15 protein-coding genes are annotated in these 14349 nt (G+C 65.3%); 8 read left to right on the top strand and 7 right to left on the bottom strand.

Annotation, left to right across the window (positions count from 1 at the left end; all coding sequences use genetic code 11):
• The first annotated feature begins 190 nt into the window (after window positions 1-190).
• Window positions 191-1354: a phytanoyl-CoA dioxygenase family protein gene (locus AWB70_RS22220; protein WP_053570971.1), complete on the top strand. Its 1164-nt coding sequence runs from the start codon at window positions 191-193 to the stop codon at window positions 1352-1354.
• Here AWB70_RS22220 and AWB70_RS22215 read toward each other — a convergent pair.
• The 5 genes from AWB70_RS22215 to AWB70_RS22195 are packed head-to-tail and all read right to left on the bottom strand — an operon-like array spanning window position 1345 to window position 6631.
• Window positions 1345-2067, bottom strand: a complete 723-nt coding sequence (locus AWB70_RS22215; RefSeq protein ID WP_014194042.1) for a FadR/GntR family transcriptional regulator — start codon at window positions 2065-2067, stop codon at window positions 1345-1347. The genes AWB70_RS22220 and AWB70_RS22215 overlap by 10 nt on opposite strands.
• Window positions 2068-2074: 7 nt before the next feature.
• The gene (yjfF, locus tag AWB70_RS22210; protein ID WP_175585680.1) at window positions 2075-3097 is read right to left on the bottom strand and encodes a galactofuranose ABC transporter, permease protein YjfF; all 1023 of its coding nucleotides are present in this window, start codon (window positions 3095-3097) and stop codon (window positions 2075-2077) included.
• Entirely contained in the window at window positions 3094-4152 is a 1059-nt protein-coding gene (locus AWB70_RS22205) for an ABC transporter permease (RefSeq protein WP_053570972.1), read from the bottom strand. Before AWB70_RS22205 ends, yjfF begins: the two co-directional genes overlap by 4 nt.
• A complete protein-coding gene (locus tag AWB70_RS22200; protein ID WP_053570973.1) occupies window positions 4145-5665 on the bottom strand; it encodes a sugar ABC transporter ATP-binding protein in 1521 nt (506 codons plus the stop codon). Before AWB70_RS22200 ends, AWB70_RS22205 begins: the two co-directional genes overlap by 8 nt.
• Before the next feature lie 6 nt (window positions 5666-5671).
• A complete protein-coding gene (locus AWB70_RS22195; RefSeq protein ID WP_014194046.1) occupies window positions 5672-6631 on the bottom strand; it encodes an ABC transporter substrate-binding protein in 960 nt (319 codons plus the stop codon).
• Window positions 6632-7028: 397 nt separating this feature from the next.
• Between AWB70_RS22195 and AWB70_RS38825 the strand changes: the two genes are divergently transcribed.
• The 4 genes from AWB70_RS38825 to AWB70_RS22180 are packed head-to-tail and all read left to right on the top strand — an operon-like array spanning window position 7029 to window position 8696.
• Window positions 7029-7199 carry a hypothetical protein gene (locus AWB70_RS38825; protein ID WP_159680290.1) on the top strand — a complete coding sequence of 57 codons (171 nt, stop codon included), beginning with the start codon at window positions 7029-7031 and terminating at the stop codon, window positions 7197-7199.
• A 9-nt stretch (window positions 7200-7208) separates the two neighbouring features.
• A complete protein-coding gene (locus tag AWB70_RS22190) occupies window positions 7209-7385 on the top strand; it encodes a DUF6726 family protein (protein ID WP_309243386.1) in 177 nt (58 codons plus the stop codon).
• A 1-nt stretch (window position 7386) separates the two neighbouring features.
• Entirely contained in the window at window positions 7387-8007 is a 621-nt protein-coding gene (locus tag AWB70_RS22185) for a hypothetical protein (protein WP_014194048.1), read from the top strand.
• A gap of 20 nt (window positions 8008-8027) precedes the next feature.
• Window positions 8028-8696 (top strand): flagellar basal body L-ring protein FlgH, encoded by a 669-nt coding sequence (locus tag AWB70_RS22180; protein WP_053570975.1) that lies wholly within the window; start codon window positions 8028-8030, stop codon window positions 8694-8696.
• 8 nt (window positions 8697-8704) lie between these two features.
• On the opposite strand, the gene AWB70_RS22175 is transcribed toward AWB70_RS22180, so the two are convergent.
• Entirely contained in the window at window positions 8705-9454 is a 750-nt protein-coding gene (locus tag AWB70_RS22175) for a response regulator (RefSeq protein ID WP_053570976.1), read from the bottom strand.
• Window positions 9455-9685: 231 nt separating this feature from the next.
• Here AWB70_RS22175 and AWB70_RS22170 point away from each other — a divergent pair, with 231 nt between their 5' ends.
• From AWB70_RS22170 to AWB70_RS22160, 3 genes are read left to right on the top strand one after another with little or no spacing between them, the layout of a single operon-like run.
• Complete coding sequence (locus AWB70_RS22170; protein WP_053570977.1) at window positions 9686-10414, top strand: response regulator; 729 nt, start codon at window positions 9686-9688, stop codon at window positions 10412-10414.
• A gap of 5 nt (window positions 10415-10419) precedes the next feature.
• Window positions 10420-11724, top strand: a complete 1305-nt coding sequence (locus tag AWB70_RS22165; RefSeq protein ID WP_445344319.1) for an ATP-binding protein — start codon at window positions 10420-10422, stop codon at window positions 11722-11724.
• Window positions 11721-12611, top strand: coding sequence for a tyrosine-protein phosphatase (locus AWB70_RS22160; RefSeq protein ID WP_053570978.1), 891 nt, complete (start codon window positions 11721-11723; stop codon window positions 12609-12611). Before AWB70_RS22165 ends, AWB70_RS22160 begins: the two co-directional genes overlap by 4 nt.
• Here the strand turns inward: AWB70_RS22160 and dld are convergent.
• On the bottom strand, window positions 12608-14344 hold the full coding sequence (gene dld / locus AWB70_RS22155) for a D-lactate dehydrogenase (RefSeq protein ID WP_053570979.1): 1737 nt from the start codon (window positions 14342-14344) through the stop codon (window positions 12608-12610). The two genes, AWB70_RS22160 and dld, sit on opposite strands and share 4 nt — an antisense overlap.
• Window positions 14345-14349: the final 5 nt, after the last annotated feature.

Below are 14349 nucleotides of genomic sequence, written 5' to 3'. Positions count from 1 at the left end.
TCCTTCTTTAGCAACGTTCGAACGAAGTGTGAGACGTCAAAAACGCACGGGCCGTGAATATAAGCAGAATCGATTTTTAGCAAAAGCAACGGGACGATGGCCTTCGCGCGGGCGATTGCCGTGCAGCGTGCCGCCGCCATCGTGCTCTCTGCCCCGCGAGCCGTTATCCTTGACGAAAACGGAGCGAGACATGAACGGGACGAACTGGTACAGCGAGAGCGATTGCTTGCTCGACGCGTTTTCGGCTTTGCTGGCACGCGACGATGCGGCCCCGCCCGCGTTCGCCGCTGGCATCGAAAAGAAGATTCCGCTCTATGACTGCCGCGCACTCGGCGCCGTATTGAACGATCCGGGCAAGCGCATGGCCTTGCAAGCGGAGTGGACGAGCGTGCTGCGCGACGGCGCGGGTGTCTTCGTGCTCAAACATGCGTATGCGGATCGGGCTTCGATCGACGAGGCCACCGCCGTTTTCGAAGCGATCATCCGCGAAGAACGCGAGCGCGGCGCGAATGCCGGCGATCATTTCGCGAAAGCCGGCGCGAACGATCGCATCTGGAATGCGCAGGAAAAGCTGTGCCTGCGCGCGCCTCGCGTGTTTGCGAACTACTTTGCGAACCGGTTCATCGAATGCGCGGCGCAAGCGTGGCTCGGCCCGGCGTATCAGATGACGTCGCAGGTCAATGTCGTGCGTCCGGGCGGCGGCGCGCAGCAGGCGCATCGCGACTATCACCTCGGTTTTCAGACCGCCGACGAAGTGCGGCGCTATCCGGCGCATGTCCATGCGATGTCGCCGTTTCTCACGTTGCAAGGCGCGATCGCGCACAGCGACATGCCTGTCGAAAGCGGCCCGACGCAATTGCTGCCGTATTCGCAACGCTACGCGCAAGGTTATGTCGCGTGGCGGCGCGCGGAATTCCGCGAGTATTTCGAAGCGCATTACGTGCAACTGCCGCTCGAAAAAGGCGATGCGTTGTTCTTCAGCCCCGCGCTGTTCCATGCGGCCGGCGCGAATCGCACGCGCGACGTACAGCGCATGGCGAATCTGCTGCAGGTGTCATCGGCCTACGGACGGGCGATGGAAACGCTCGATCGCGCGCGCATGTGCGAAGCGGTTTATCCGGTGCTGCGCGATGGCAAGGCGACGGGGCGGATGAGCGATGACGAGATCGATGCGGTCATCGCATCGTGCGCGGAAGGTTATGCGTTTCCGACGAATCTGGATCGCGATCCGCCGATTGGCGGGCTTGCGCCGAAGAGTCAGCAGGCGCTGCTGAGGCAGGCGCTGGATGAAGGGTGGTCTGTCGTTGCGCTCGAAGAGGCGTTGAAGGAGAGCGCGTGGCGGCGCTACTCCTGATAAACCGCCGACAACACATTCTCCGCATCGGCCCGCGCATTATCCAGTTGCACGACGCTCGCATGCCGCGCCCCGAGCGGATCGTGATTCGCAATCGCGGTAAGAATCGCTTTATGCCGCGGCAGCGACAACGCATGCGTATCCGGATGCCGGCTCGTGAGCTTGATCGACTCCGACAGCGCGAGCGACAGCATGTGCCCGATATACATCAACATGTCGTTATGCGTCGCCGTCATGATCGCGCGATGAAACTCGAGATCGGGCGCGAGCAATTCCTCCGAAGTCCCCGCACGCGCCATGCGCTCGAATGCTTCGCGGATGCGCGCGACATCGTCTTCGGTCGCGTTCGATGCGGCGAGCGCCGCCGCCGCCGGCTCGATGATCCTGCGCACCACGAGCAGCGACTGGAAGAACTCGCCCTCGTGCACGCTGTTGATGGTCCAGAAGAGCACGTCGGGATCGAGCGTGTGCCACTCGTCGCGCGCTCGCACGACGCTGCCTAGACGCGGCTTCGACAGCACGAGCCCCTTGGCGACCAGCACGCGCGTCGCTTCGCGCAGCACGGGCCGGCTCACGCCGTACGATTCGCAGAGCTTCGCCTCGGCCGGCAGACGATCGCCGGGCTGGAGCCTGCCGCTCACGATCTCGACGCCGAGCTCCTGCACGATGCGCGCGTGCATGCTCTTGCGGGGCTGTGGATGGCGATAGTCCATGGCGTCGTCAGCGCTTCGCCGCCGCGCGCTCGCCGAACGCCCGCTGCGACAGACAGAACACGAGCAGCAGCGCGCCGACCGCAATCTTGGTCCACCACGAACTGAGCGAGCCGTCGAACGAAATCAGCGTCTGGATGACGCCGAGCAGCAGCACGCCGAAGAGCGTGCCGATCACATAGCCGACGCCGCCCGTCAAGAGCGTTCCGCCGATCACGGCCGATGCGATCGCATCCAGTTCGAGGCCCATCGCATGCAGGCCATAGCCCGAGAGCATGTAGAACGTGAACAGCACGCCGCCCAGCGCGGAGCAAAAGCCCGAAAGCGCGTAGGCGCCGATGGTCGCGGCGTTCACCGGCAAGCCCATCAGCAGCGCGGAGTGCGGATTGCCGCCGACCGCATAGATCGTGCGCCCGAACGGCGTGTAATGCGCGACGAACACCGCCGCGGCGAGCACCACGAGCGCGATCACCGCGCCGAGCGAAAGCGACGCGCCGCTCATCACGGGAATGCGAAGCTGCGAAACGCTTGCGTACCACGGGTTCGTGATGCTGATCGAATCGATGCTGATCAGATAGCACAGCCCGCGCGCGAGGAACATGCCCGCCAGCGTCACGATGAAGGGCTGCAGGCGAAAGCGTGCGATCAGCCAGCCCATCAGCGTGCCGAATGCCGTGCCCATCGCGAGCACGAGCGGGATCACCACGAGCGGATGCCAGCCCGCTTTCTCGACGAGCGCGGCCGACACCATCGTCGTGAGCGCGATCACCGATCCCACCGAAAGATCGATGCCGCCCGAGAGAATCACGAAGGTCTCGCCCACCGCGACGACGATCAGAAACGCGTTGTCGATCAGCAGATTGAGAAAGACCTGCGGCGAGAAGAAGCCGGTGTACATCACCGAGCCCAGCACGGATATCACGATGAACAGCGATACCGTCGCGGCGAGCGGCAGATAACGTCCGCGCGAAGTCCCGCGCGGCGGCGTGTCGCCCTTGCGTTGCTGCGCGAGCGTGGGCAGGCCCGAGTTCATCGGCGCACCTCACGTTCGGAAAGGGCGGGGCGGCGCGCGAACTTCGCGACGGTCGCGCGGAATTCGCCCGATTGCAGCATCATCACCGCGAACACGACGATGGCCTTCACCACGAGATTCACCTCCGGCGGCACGCCGAGCGAATAGATCAGATACGTGAGCGTCTGGATGATGAGCGCGCCGATCACGCTGCCCGCGAGCGTGAAGCGTCCACCCGTGAGCGCCGTGCCGCCGAGCGTGACGGCGAGAATCGCGTCGAGTTCGAGCAGGAGGCCCGCGTTGTTGCCGTCGGCGCTCTTCACGTTCGAGCTGATGAGAATGCCCGCGACGCCCGCGCACAAGCCGCTGAACGCATACGCGCCGAGCGTGAGCCGCCGCGCCTGCACGCCCGCGACGCGCGCCGCTGTCGGATTGATGCCGATGGCTTGCAGAAAGAGCCCGAGCGCGGTGCGCGTGATCGCGAGATACAAGAGCACGAACACGAGCGCGACAATCAAAATCGACACGGGCACGCCGAGCAGATAACCGCCGCCGAAAAAGAAGTAGGGCGAATAGTAGATCGTGATGATCTGGCCGCTCGTGATGAGTTGCGCGATCCCGCGTCCGGCGACCATGAGAATGAGCGTCGCGATGATCGGCTGCATGCCCACGCGCGCGACGAGCAAGCCGTTCCACAAGCCGCACAGCAAGGCGACGCCGAGCGCGAGCACGATCACCACGGGCAACGGAAAGCGCGTGACATTGCCCGCGATCGAGCCGCCGATCGCCCATGCGGCGACCGCGCCCGCAATGGCGACGACCGCGCCCACGGAGATGTCGATGCCGCGCGTCGCGATGACGATGGTCATGCCGAGCGCGACGACCGCGAGCGGCGCCGCGCGATTCAGGATATCGATGAAACTGCCGTACAGATGCCCGTTGCGCCATTCCACATGCAGAAAGCCGGGATTGAACGCGGCGTTCAGCGCGAGCAGCAAAACGAGCGTGACGACCGGCCAGCCTAGCCGGTGTTCCATCGCAGAACGAAGCAATCCACGCTTTACCGTGTCATCCATGTTCGGCTCCGATCATTTCGCACACGGTGTCCTCGCTCGTGCCCGCGGGCAATTCGCCGACCTTGCGCCGGTCGCGCAGCACGACGATGCGGTTCGCGATGCGCACCACTTCCGAAATCTCCGACGAGATGAAGAGCACGGCCATGCCTGTCGATGCGAGCCGGAGTATCTCGTCCATGATTTCCTGCTTCGCCGCGACGTCGATGCCGCGCGTCGGCTCGTCGAGTATCAGGAGACGCGGCTCGGTGGCGAGCCATCGCGCGATGAGCGCTTTTTGCTGATTGCCGCCGGACAAGAGGCCGATCGGCATGTCGAGCGTCGCGGCCTTGATGCCGAGCGCGCGCACGAAGCGCTCCGCGAGCGCGTTCTGTTGCGCGCGCGTGAGACAGCGCCGCGCGCCCATGCGCGCCTGCAACGCGAGCGCGATGTTCTCGCGCAGCGACAGCTCCGCGACGATGCCGTCCGCCTTGCGCTCTTCAGGACAAAACGCGATGCCGTGACGGATCGCATGCGCGGGCGTCGCGAACGAGACCGGCGCGCCGTCGATGCGCAACTCGCCTTCGTCGGGCTTTTCGAGGCCGAAGAGCAGCTTCGCGAGTTCGGTGCGTCCCGAGCCGAGCAGCCCCGCGACGCCGACGACTTCGCCCGGCCGGATGCGCAGATCGAGCGGTTGAAGCTGGCCTTTCTGGCCGAGGCGGGTGGCGTCGATGAGCGGCGTTTCGGCTGCGTTGGTTCCGGCATCGTCGGGCGGCGTCTGGCGCGCTTGCGCGGCGGCGAGTTCGCGCCCGAGCATCGCGGCGATGAGCGCCTGCATGCCGAGTTCGCTCGCGCGCCATTCGCCCACGCGCCGGCTGTTGCGCAATACGGTGATGCGGTCGGAGATCGCGTAGACCTGGTTGAGAAAGTGCGTGACGAACAGAATCGCGAGACCTTCGCCGCGCAGACGGCGCAGCACGTCGAAGAGGCGGCGCACTTCGTCGTCGTCGAGGCTGGAGGTCGGTTCGTCGAGTATCAGGACTTTCGACGACAGCTTGAGCGCCCGCGCGATCGCCACCATCTGCTGCACGGCGACCGGATAGCTCGTCAGCACGCGCGTCACGTCGATATCGAGGCCGATGCGCGCGAGCAGTTCACGCGCTTGCCGGTGCGTCGCGTCCCAGTCGATGCGATAGCCCGCGAGCGCGCCGCGCCGCGGAAAGTAGCCCGCGAAGATATTCTCCGCCACGGAAAGATTCGGGCAGAGATTCACCTCCTGATACACCGTGCTGATGCCGAGCCGCTGCGCTTGCAGCGGCGAATCGGGACGAATGGCGCGGCCGTCGAGCAGGATCTCGCCGGCGTCGAGGCTCACGACGCCCGTGAGCACCTTGATGAGCGTCGACTTGCCCGCGCCGTTCTGCCCCATGAGCGCGTGAACCTCACCCGGATAGAGCGTGAGGTTCACGTCATGCAGCGCGTGCACGCCGGCAAAACGCTTGTCGATGCCGCGTAACGCCAATACGGGCGATGTCATCGTCGGTCAGTACTTTCTGTTCGGGAATTCCTTCGCCGCGACCTCCATCGGGAAGATGCCTTCCTGCGTGACGATGCGCTTGGGCACGGACTTGCCCGCCTTGATGTCCTTCACGACCGACATCAGTTGCGGCCCGAGCAGCGGGCTGCATTCGACCGATACGTTGAGCTTGCCCGCCATCATCGCTTCGAACGCGCCCTTCACGCCATCGACGGAAATGATGATGATGTCCTTGCCCGGCTTCATGCCCGCTTCCTCGATCGCCTGGATCGCGCCGATCGCCATGTCGTCGTTATGCGCGTAGAGCACGTTGATCTTCTTGCCCTCGGCCTTGAGAAACGCTTCCATCACTTCCTTGCCCTTCGCGCGCGTGAAGTCGCCGGTCTGCGAGCGAATGATCTTGAACTTCGGATCGGACTTGATGATTTCCTCGAAGCCCTTCTTGCGGTCGATGGCGGGCGCGGAGCCCACGGTGCCCTGCAATTCGACGATGTTGATCGGCCCCGCATTGCCTTTCTCTTTCTCGACGAGCCAGCGGCCCGCCTTGCGGCCTTCCTCGGTGAAGTCCGAGCCGATGAACGTGACGTAGAGCGATTCGTCCTTGCTGCTGATCGCGCGATCGGTGAGCACGACGGGTATCTTCGCGTTCTTCGCTTCGACGAGCACGGTTTCCCAGCCCGTTTCGACCACGGGCGAGAACGCGATCACATCGACTTTCTGCGCGATATACGAGCGGATTGCCTTGATCTGGTTTTCCTGCTTTTGCTGCGCGTCGGAGAACTTCAGGTCGATGCCGGCTTCCTTCGCGCTCGATTTGATCGACTCGGTATTCGCGGTGCGCCATTCGCTTTCGGCGCCCACTTGCGCGAAACCGAGCACGATCGGCTTCTGGGCGAAGCTCGTCATCGGGAGCATTGCGCCCAAAGGCGCGGCGGCCATCGCAACTAACACGGTGCGGCGTTTCATGTCAGTGGTTCCTCCAGTCGTTGGCAAAATTATTCGAATGATTTTGTGGAATAACCTGTTAATTCGTTGTTCTATTCATCCCGGTTCGATCGGCCTTTTCCGGTATTTGGGTTTTACGTGAGTTGTCGTTGGGCCGTCCGAGATAGATTGACTATATGAAGCTATTCGGCCACTTTTAATTCACGTTAACCCGCTTTCTAGGGCAAAACAGTCATACCATCTCGCGCCGCGGCAGGCGTTCGCACTATCTGGGTTTTACCGCGGCATAAGCGGTGGTAACGCCTAGTAAGCACCCACGAAAAGCCGCGTGTCCTTGCGCGATCGCCGCGCAGGCGGTCCGGAGAAGATTGCCGGCGTTGCAATCCGCAACGTCATCCCTCTTCAAGGAGCGCGCAGCATGAACGTCACCGGTCCGATTCCATCGCACGCAACCCAGGCGTCGTCGCACGCGCTGCCGATCAGGCGCAGCGCCGACACCCCGGCGGTCGAAACCGCAAACCCGAACGCGAAGACGACGACGCCGGGCAATCCGGCGCATCTCGGCAATCACGTCGATACGACCGCGTGAATCATGCCGATGCCTTTCCGTTTCGCGCTCGCGTGTGTGGCCGTCGCGGCATGCCCGTTCATGCTCGACGGCTGCGCGCTCGCCGCGCTGCCGTGCCGCGTGACTTCCGCGGCGCTGAAGATCGTGCCGGTGGTGGGCCACGCCGCGTCCACGCCTTTCGATGCCTGCGCGACCGCCATCGACTGACATGAAGCGAACGTTCCTCGGCTGCGCGCTCGCGGCGTGCATGGCGATGCCCGCGCTTGCCGCGGCGCAAAAGCCTTACGAATTTCGCGGCCTGCCGCTCGGCATTTCGCTCGATGCGTTTCGCCGCGACGAGCCCGCGCGCGCGACGCCGCCCGGCAGCGTCGCCGTCTGCGACACCGATCTCGAATCGGCCTCGCTCGGCATGGTGCTGCGCGATGCGCACAGCCTCTCGATCGCCTGCAAGTGGGCGCATCGCACGCCGGACGGATGGCGCGCGTCGCAGGCGGTCGTCGATGGCGCGCCCGCGCGCGATCACGTGCTGCGTTTCATGGCGATGCCGGGCGATGCGTCGCCGCGCCTGTATCGCATGTCGTTCGTGATCGATGCGCGCGTCGCCGACGACTTCAGCGAAGCGCTCACGTCGAAATACGGCAGAAGCCGTATCGAACGCGCGAACGGCTACCGCACGCGCACATGGGAAAACGCGCTCAGCTCGATCACGCTGGAAGCGAACGGCGCATCGGCCCCGGCGCGCGTGATCTACCGGCTGAAAGCGTACGAAGCATGGCTGCGCGAGACCACCGAGCGATGGCGGCTCGCCGCGTTGCACGGCACGTTCTGAATCAAAAGAGAGGATCGTTCATGAAACTGGCGTCAATGCCCTGCGCGGCGCTGGCGTGCGCGCTCGCCGCGTGCTCGTCGGGCGCATCGCGCTCGATCGTCGAGATGCCGACCTACGCGCCGGCCGTCGCGCAGCCGGTCAACGTCAACACGCTGGGCGCGATCTATCAGGCGGGCAGTTCGGTCTCGCTCTATGAAACGGCGCGCGCGCAGAAGGTCGGCGACGTGCTGACCATTCGTCTCGCGGAGTCGTATCAGGGCAGCAATTCCGCCGATGCGAGCGCGAGCCGCTCAAGCAGCATCAGCGCGGAGGCCGCCGACAAATCGACCGGCGCGGCGGCGCGGCTCGCGCGCCTTTTCAACGTCGGCTCGGCCGATACGTCGTTCAAGGGCAAGGGCGGCACGAGCAATCTGTCGGCGATGAGCGGCACGCTCGCGGTGTCCGTCATCGGCACGTTGCCGGGCGGCAATCTCGTCGTCGCGGGCGACAAGGTGATCGCGATGAGCGGCAATCAGGATCAGTTGCGCTTCTCGGGCATCGTCAATCCGAAGGATATCGAGGCGGGCAATTACGTGGCGTCGAACAAGGTGGCCAACGCGCGCATCGAGCAGGCGGGCGTGGGCATGCTCGCGGATTCGACGACCATGGGCTGGCTGCAGCGGCTCTTCATGAGCGTGCTGACCTTCTGATGGCGATCTCAGTGACCCGCGCGCGCCGCGATGCGCCCGGCCGCCGTCGGATCGCCGTGCGGCACGAAGATATAGCCCTGGCCCCAGACGGTCTGCACGTAACGCGGCTCGGACGGATCGATTTCGAGCAGGCGGCGCAGACGCCAGATCGCGACATCGAGACTGCGGTCGCGATGCGCGCCGTGGCCGCGCAGCTTCTCGTTCAACTGGGCGCGCGTGAGCACGACCATCGCGTGCTTGACGAGCGTCTTGAGCAGCGCGAATTCGCCCGAGCGCAGCGCGATGCGTTCGCCGTCGCGGCGCAATTCGCGCGCGCCGAAGTCCATTTCGAACGGGCCGAAGCGGTAGCTCGGCCGAATTTCCGGCGCGCTCGCCACGAGCGGCGCTGCAGGTTCGCGCCGCCGCAGGATCGAACGGATGCGCGCGAGCAGCTCGCGCGGGTCGAACGGCTTGCCGAGATAGTCGTCCGCGCCGAGTTCGAGTCCGATCACGCGATCGAGCACGTCGGAGCGCGCCGTCAGCAGGATCACGGGCACATCGTCGTCTGCGTTGCGCAGTTCGCGCAGCGCGCTGATGCCGTCCTTGCCGGGCATCATCACGTCGAGCACGACCATCGATGGACGCTCGGACTGCACGCGGCGCCGAAGGTCCGTGCCGTCGCCGAGCACGGAGACGTCGAAGCCGTGCTGATGCAGATAATCGCGGACGTGATCGCGCACGACGGGGTCGTCGTCGACCATCAATACATGTGGAGTCATGCGCACATGTTAAGCGCAGGGCCGCACTGTCGCGAAGGCGCAGAACTTTCCATTTCTTTCCGTTACGGCATGTTTCACCGGGCGATGCGCGGCGCACTCGCGCGCAGGCGGGGATCGCCGGGGAATAGCACGCGCGTTCATCGCGTGAAAGACGGCTTGCGTAAGAAACCGTAATGAACGCATGCAAGCGCGATGGGCAGAATGGAAATCACGTCCGAATAAAATTTTGAGATGTCTATATCGGTTCTCATCGTCGACGACGATTCCGCGGTGCGCGATCTGCTGCGCCGCTTCTTCAACGCGCGCGGCATCGCCGTGTCCGTGCTGCACGACGGCGCCGGGCTGCGCCGCCGGCTGGAACTGGAGCGCCCGTCCATCGTCGTGCTCGACATCATGATGCCGGACACGGACGGCCTGCGCGCGCTGCGCGACCTGCGCGCGGCGGGCGAGGATATTCCCGTGATCTTCGTGACGGGTTGCGACAGCGTCGCGCAGACGATCGCGGGCCTGCAATCCGGCGCGGACGACTATCTCGCGAAGCCGTTCGATCCGCATGAACTGCTCGCGCGCATCGAAGCGGTGCTGCGGCGTCGCGCGAGCGCGCCGAGCCAGCCCGAGCGTGCGCCGCGCGAGCGCTTCGGGCGTTTCGAAGTGGACTTCGTCACGCGCTCGCTGCTGTGCGCCGGCGAACGCATCGCGCTGCGCGATAGCGAGTTCGCGCTGCTCAAGGTGTTCATCAAGCATCCGTACAAGGTGCTCTCGCGCGTGCTGATCCACGATCTCATCCATCGCGACGAACTGGCGTTTCGCGACCGCGGGCTCGATGTGCCGATCTGGCGTCTGCGCCGCATCATCGAGGAAGATCCGTCGCGTCCGCGTCACGTGCAGACTGTGCGCGGGCAAGGCTATGTGTTCGTTCCCGACGTCGACGGCGCGCTATCGAGCCGGTTCGAATCGTGAGTGCGATGAGCGCAATGAGCACGATGATGCGCGCGCCGCGCCAACTCATCGATACGCTGTTCGGACGCATGGCGCTGCTGTCGATCGTCGTGCTGCTCGCGCTGCAGGGCGGCTGGTTCGCGATTCTGCACGTGCAGGGCCCGCACCGGGAAGCGGACGGCTACGCGCGCGCGCTTTTGATCGTGCTCGATGCGGCGCATAACGATGTCGCGCTCGGCGGGCGGCTCATGCGCGAGACGCGCGTGCATATCGTGCCCGTGTGGAACATGCCCGAGCCGCTGACGCTGCGCGATCCGCGCAAGACGCGTCATGCGCACCTCGCGCGCCAGATCGCCGATGGCTTGCCGCAAGGCGCGCAGATCGCCGTCGAGAGCGACGGCCATCACAAGCCGCGGCTCTGGGTGCGTTATCCGTCGAGCAACGTGTGGATCGTCGCGCCGATCGACCTGCCGCCGCCCCCGCCGTTCATGATGGAAGCGCTCGTGCTGCTGGTCGGCGCGCTCGTGCTGTCGCTCTTCGCGACCTGGCAATTGCAGCGGCCGCTCGCGCGCGTGGCGCAGGCGGCGCGCCGTCTCGGCGGCGGCGAGCGCCCTGTTCCCGTCGATGAAAACGGGCCGCGCGAGCTGCGCCAGTTGATCGGCGCGTTCAATCAGATGATGAAAAAGCTCACCGATGCCGACGACGACCGCGCCGTGATGCTCGCCGGCATCGCGCACGATCTGAAGGCGCCGCTCACGCGCCTCTCGCTGCGCGCGACTGTGCTCGCGAAGGACGAGCGCGAGCGCGCGCATTTCCTGCGCGATATCGATTCGATGAATCGCATCGTGCAGCAGTTTCTGGAATTCGCGGGGCGCTCGTCGTCCGAAAGCACGGATACCGGCGTCGATGCGTTCATCGCGGAACAGTTCGCTTCGCCCGAAGATGGCGATGCGCCGCTCTTCGCGCTGTCCCTCGAAGCGGGCGATGCGTTCCGTCTGCCGCGCACCTTCATCGACCGGCTGATGACCAATCTCGTCGACAACGCGCTTGAGCATGGCGAGCCGCCGGTCGATATTCGCACGGCGCGCGAAGGCGGCGAGTGGCGCATCGAAGTGCGCGATCACGGACCCGGCATTCCCGACGAGCGCCTCGGCGATGCGTTGCGGCCCTTCGTGCGGCTCGATCCCGCGCGCAGCGGCAACGGGCATTGCGGCCTTGGCCTCGCCATTGTCGAGCGCCTCGCGCGCGAACGGCGTGGCCGCTGCGAGATCGGCAATGCCGAGGGCGGCGGGCTTGTCGTGCGCATCGTCATTCCTGTCGAAGCAACATGAACATCGTTTCGTCTCTGCATGCGGCGCCGCTGTCGCGCCGCGCTTTCCTTCGAGGCGCGCTGCTTTCGACGACGCTTGGCGCGGGCGCGCTGCTCTCCGCATGCGGCGGCGCGAGCGGCGCGGGCGGCGACGAGCCCGTGGCCGACACGCCGAAGCTCGCGTCCGTCGAAAACTTCCGTGATGTCGCGGGCGTGGGCGAAGGTTATCCGACCGTCGATGGCCGCCGGCTGCGGCGCGGCGTGTTCTATCGATCGGGCGCGCTCACGGCCGATGATGCGGACGCGCGTGCGCTCGCGCGATTGTCCTTGCGCGCGGTGCACGATCTGCGCGTGGTCGCGGAAGCGGCGCTTGCGCCGGATCGCGTGCCCGCGAACGCGGTGCGCGAGACGCACGAAGTCGCGCCGATCGACGCCGCGGCCGCCATGCCCGCCGATGCCGCCGCCGCGAGCGCGTGGATGAGCGAGCAGCAGCGCCAGTTCGTGACGGATCCGGTCGCGCGTCTGCAATTCGGCGTGCTGCTGACGCGGCTCGCGCGCGTGTCCGGGCCGCAGGTGGTTCACGGCACGGCGGGCAAGGACCGCACCGGCTGGGCGGCGGCGCTTCTGCTGGCCATCGCCGATGTGCCGCTCGATGTGAACATTCAGGACTATCTGCTGACGAACACGGCGGCGCAGACGCAGATCGAGGCGCGTATGGCGGCGCATGCCGCGCGCATTGGCATGGATAGGCAAACGGTCGCGCCGCTGTATCGCGCGCAAAGCGCGACGATCGAAGCGGCGTTCGACGAGATGCATCGCGGGTTCGGCACGTTGAGCAACTATCTCGCGCAGGGGTTGTCCGTGAGTGCGGCGGATGTGGGGATGTTGCGGGCGAAGCTGGTTGCCTAAATCCCCACGCTTTCCCGATACCCCGCAAACTTCGACATCTTCCCGATCCCCGGATTGAAGCAGTTGCACGGATCGAGCTGCTGGTAAAACGCGGCAAGCGCGGGCTTCGCTTCATAGAGATGCCCGACGTTATGCTCGGCGGGATATTCGGCCCCGCGCGTATCGAGCAGGTCGAGCATCTCGTGTTCGAGCGCCATGCAGTCGTTGCCCTTCGCGACGATGTAGTCCTGATGAAACACGTGACACAGAAAGTGCCCGTAATACAGCTTCTTCACGATCGGCCGCTCGATCTTGTCCGGCAATCGCTCGAACCAGTCGCGGTCGTTGCGCCGTAACGCGATGTCGAGCGCGACGATATCTTCCACTTCGCGATGATGCACCGCGCGATAGCGCACCGCCGCGCTCGCCGCGGCGAAGCGATGCAGAAACGCCTTGCGGCCTTCTTCATCGCTGCATTCGAAATACGCGCCGCCGCCATCCGCGAATCGCGCCGACAGAAACGCGCGCGCTTCGTCGATGCCCGCCGCCGGCACTTTCAGCATCAAATGATGCTCGTACTGCTCGCGGTACGCGACGAGCCGCGCAGGCAGATGATCCGGCAGCAACGTGCTCACCCATTGCAGCACGCGATCGCTCAGATGCTTCGGCATGAAGCCCAGGCGCTCGAACCACGCATCGCAACGCGTCTTGAGATTGAAGAACGCAGGCAGCCGATCCGTGCCGAACCGGTCGATGATGACGAACAGGTCCTTGCCGTAATCGCGCGCGATATCGAACGCATCGCGATGAAGATACTCGCCCGCGATCGGCAGATGCGTGAAGCCGGCGAGCGCGTGGCGGCGAATCTCCGTGAGCACGGCCGTATCGTTCGTGCCGATGTAGAACACCTTCGCGCCTTTCTCGGCGGCGAAGGTATCGAGGCGCACCGCGAAGGTCATCACCTTGCCCGCGGAGCCGGATGCCTCGAAAAGACGCCGCGGGTCGGCATTGAAGCGCGCGGGCGTGGGCGCATCGATATCGCGCACGTGGGCCGCGTATTCGTGATCCGACGCCGCCGCGCCTTCGCGTATGTCGGCATCGGCGAATGCGCCGTTTTCGATGCGCGAGAGCATCTCTTCGGGCGTGCCGCCGAGCTCGATGCCAAGATGATTCACGAGCCGTAGCGAACCGGATGCATCGACGGCGGCGAACACGGCCATCTCCGTATAAGCCGGTCCGCGATGCACGAGCGAGCCGCCCGAATTGTTGCTGATGCCGCCCAGCACCGACGCGCCGATGCACGAGGAGCCAATCACCGAATGCGGCTCGCGTCCGAGCGGCTTGAGCGCGCGTTCGAGCTGATCGAGCGTCGCGCCGCCGATGCAGACGACCTGCTTGCCGTCCCTGATGAGATGCACGCGCCTGATACGCGTCGTGCTGACGATGACGATATCGCGGTCGTAGTCGTCGCCGTCGGGCGTCGAGCCGCCGGTGAGCCCGGTGTTCGACGCCTGCGTGATGACGATCGTGCTCGCGGCGACGCACGCCGCGAGCACGCGCCATTGCTCGACGAGCGTGCCGGGGCGCACCACCGCCAGCACGCGGCCGGCGCCGAAGCGGTAGCCCGTGCGATAGCGGCGAGTTTCTCCGTCGCCGGTGAGCAGGTTGCGCGCGCCGACGATATCGCCGAGCGAATGCAGCAGACTCTCGCGCGTATCCGCGAACGGAAGCGCCGAGGAAGCGGTGGCGGACATGATGA

This window comes from Caballeronia cordobensis (assembly GCF_001544575.2).
GTDB lineage: Bacteria > Pseudomonadota > Gammaproteobacteria > Burkholderiales > Burkholderiaceae > Caballeronia > Caballeronia cordobensis.
This window is presented reverse-complemented; position numbering and strand designations above follow the sequence as displayed.

What these genes read in the sequence shown, in the direction of transcription:
- AWB70_RS22220 (WP_053570971.1), top strand. Translation starts at nt 191, where the DNA reads ATGAACGGGACGAACTGGTACAGCGAGAGCGATTGCTTGCTCGACGCG.
- AWB70_RS22215 (WP_014194042.1), bottom strand. Translation starts at nt 2,067, where the DNA reads ATGGACTATCGCCATCCACAGCCCCGCAAGAGCATGCACGCGCGCATC.
- yjfF (WP_175585680.1), bottom strand. Translation starts at nt 3,097, where the DNA reads ATGAACTCGGGCCTGCCCACGCTCGCGCAGCAACGCAAGGGCGACACG.
- AWB70_RS22205 (WP_053570972.1), bottom strand. Translation starts at nt 4,152, where the DNA reads ATGGATGACACGGTAAAGCGTGGATTGCTTCGTTCTGCGATGGAACAC.
- AWB70_RS22200 (WP_053570973.1), bottom strand. Translation starts at nt 5,665, where the DNA reads ATGACATCGCCCGTATTGGCGTTACGCGGCATCGACAAGCGTTTTGCC.
- AWB70_RS22195 (WP_014194046.1), bottom strand. Translation starts at nt 6,631, where the DNA reads ATGAAACGCCGCACCGTGTTAGTTGCGATGGCCGCCGCGCCTTTGGGC.
- AWB70_RS38825 (WP_159680290.1), top strand. Translation starts at nt 7,029, where the DNA reads ATGAACGTCACCGGTCCGATTCCATCGCACGCAACCCAGGCGTCGTCG.
- AWB70_RS22190 (WP_309243386.1), top strand. Translation starts at nt 7,209, where the DNA reads ATGCCTTTCCGTTTCGCGCTCGCGTGTGTGGCCGTCGCGGCATGCCCG.
- AWB70_RS22185 (WP_014194048.1), top strand. Translation starts at nt 7,387, where the DNA reads ATGAAGCGAACGTTCCTCGGCTGCGCGCTCGCGGCGTGCATGGCGATG.
- AWB70_RS22180 (WP_053570975.1), top strand. Translation starts at nt 8,028, where the DNA reads ATGAAACTGGCGTCAATGCCCTGCGCGGCGCTGGCGTGCGCGCTCGCC.
- AWB70_RS22175 (WP_053570976.1), bottom strand. Translation starts at nt 9,454, where the DNA reads ATGACTCCACATGTATTGATGGTCGACGACGACCCCGTCGTGCGCGAT.
- AWB70_RS22170 (WP_053570977.1), top strand. Translation starts at nt 9,686, where the DNA reads ATGTCTATATCGGTTCTCATCGTCGACGACGATTCCGCGGTGCGCGAT.
- AWB70_RS22165 (WP_445344319.1), top strand. Translation starts at nt 10,420, where the DNA reads ATGAGCGCAATGAGCACGATGATGCGCGCGCCGCGCCAACTCATCGAT.
- AWB70_RS22160 (WP_053570978.1), top strand. Translation starts at nt 11,721, where the DNA reads ATGAACATCGTTTCGTCTCTGCATGCGGCGCCGCTGTCGCGCCGCGCT.
- dld (WP_053570979.1), bottom strand. Translation starts at nt 14,344, where the DNA reads ATGTCCGCCACCGCTTCCTCGGCGCTTCCGTTCGCGGATACGCGCGAG.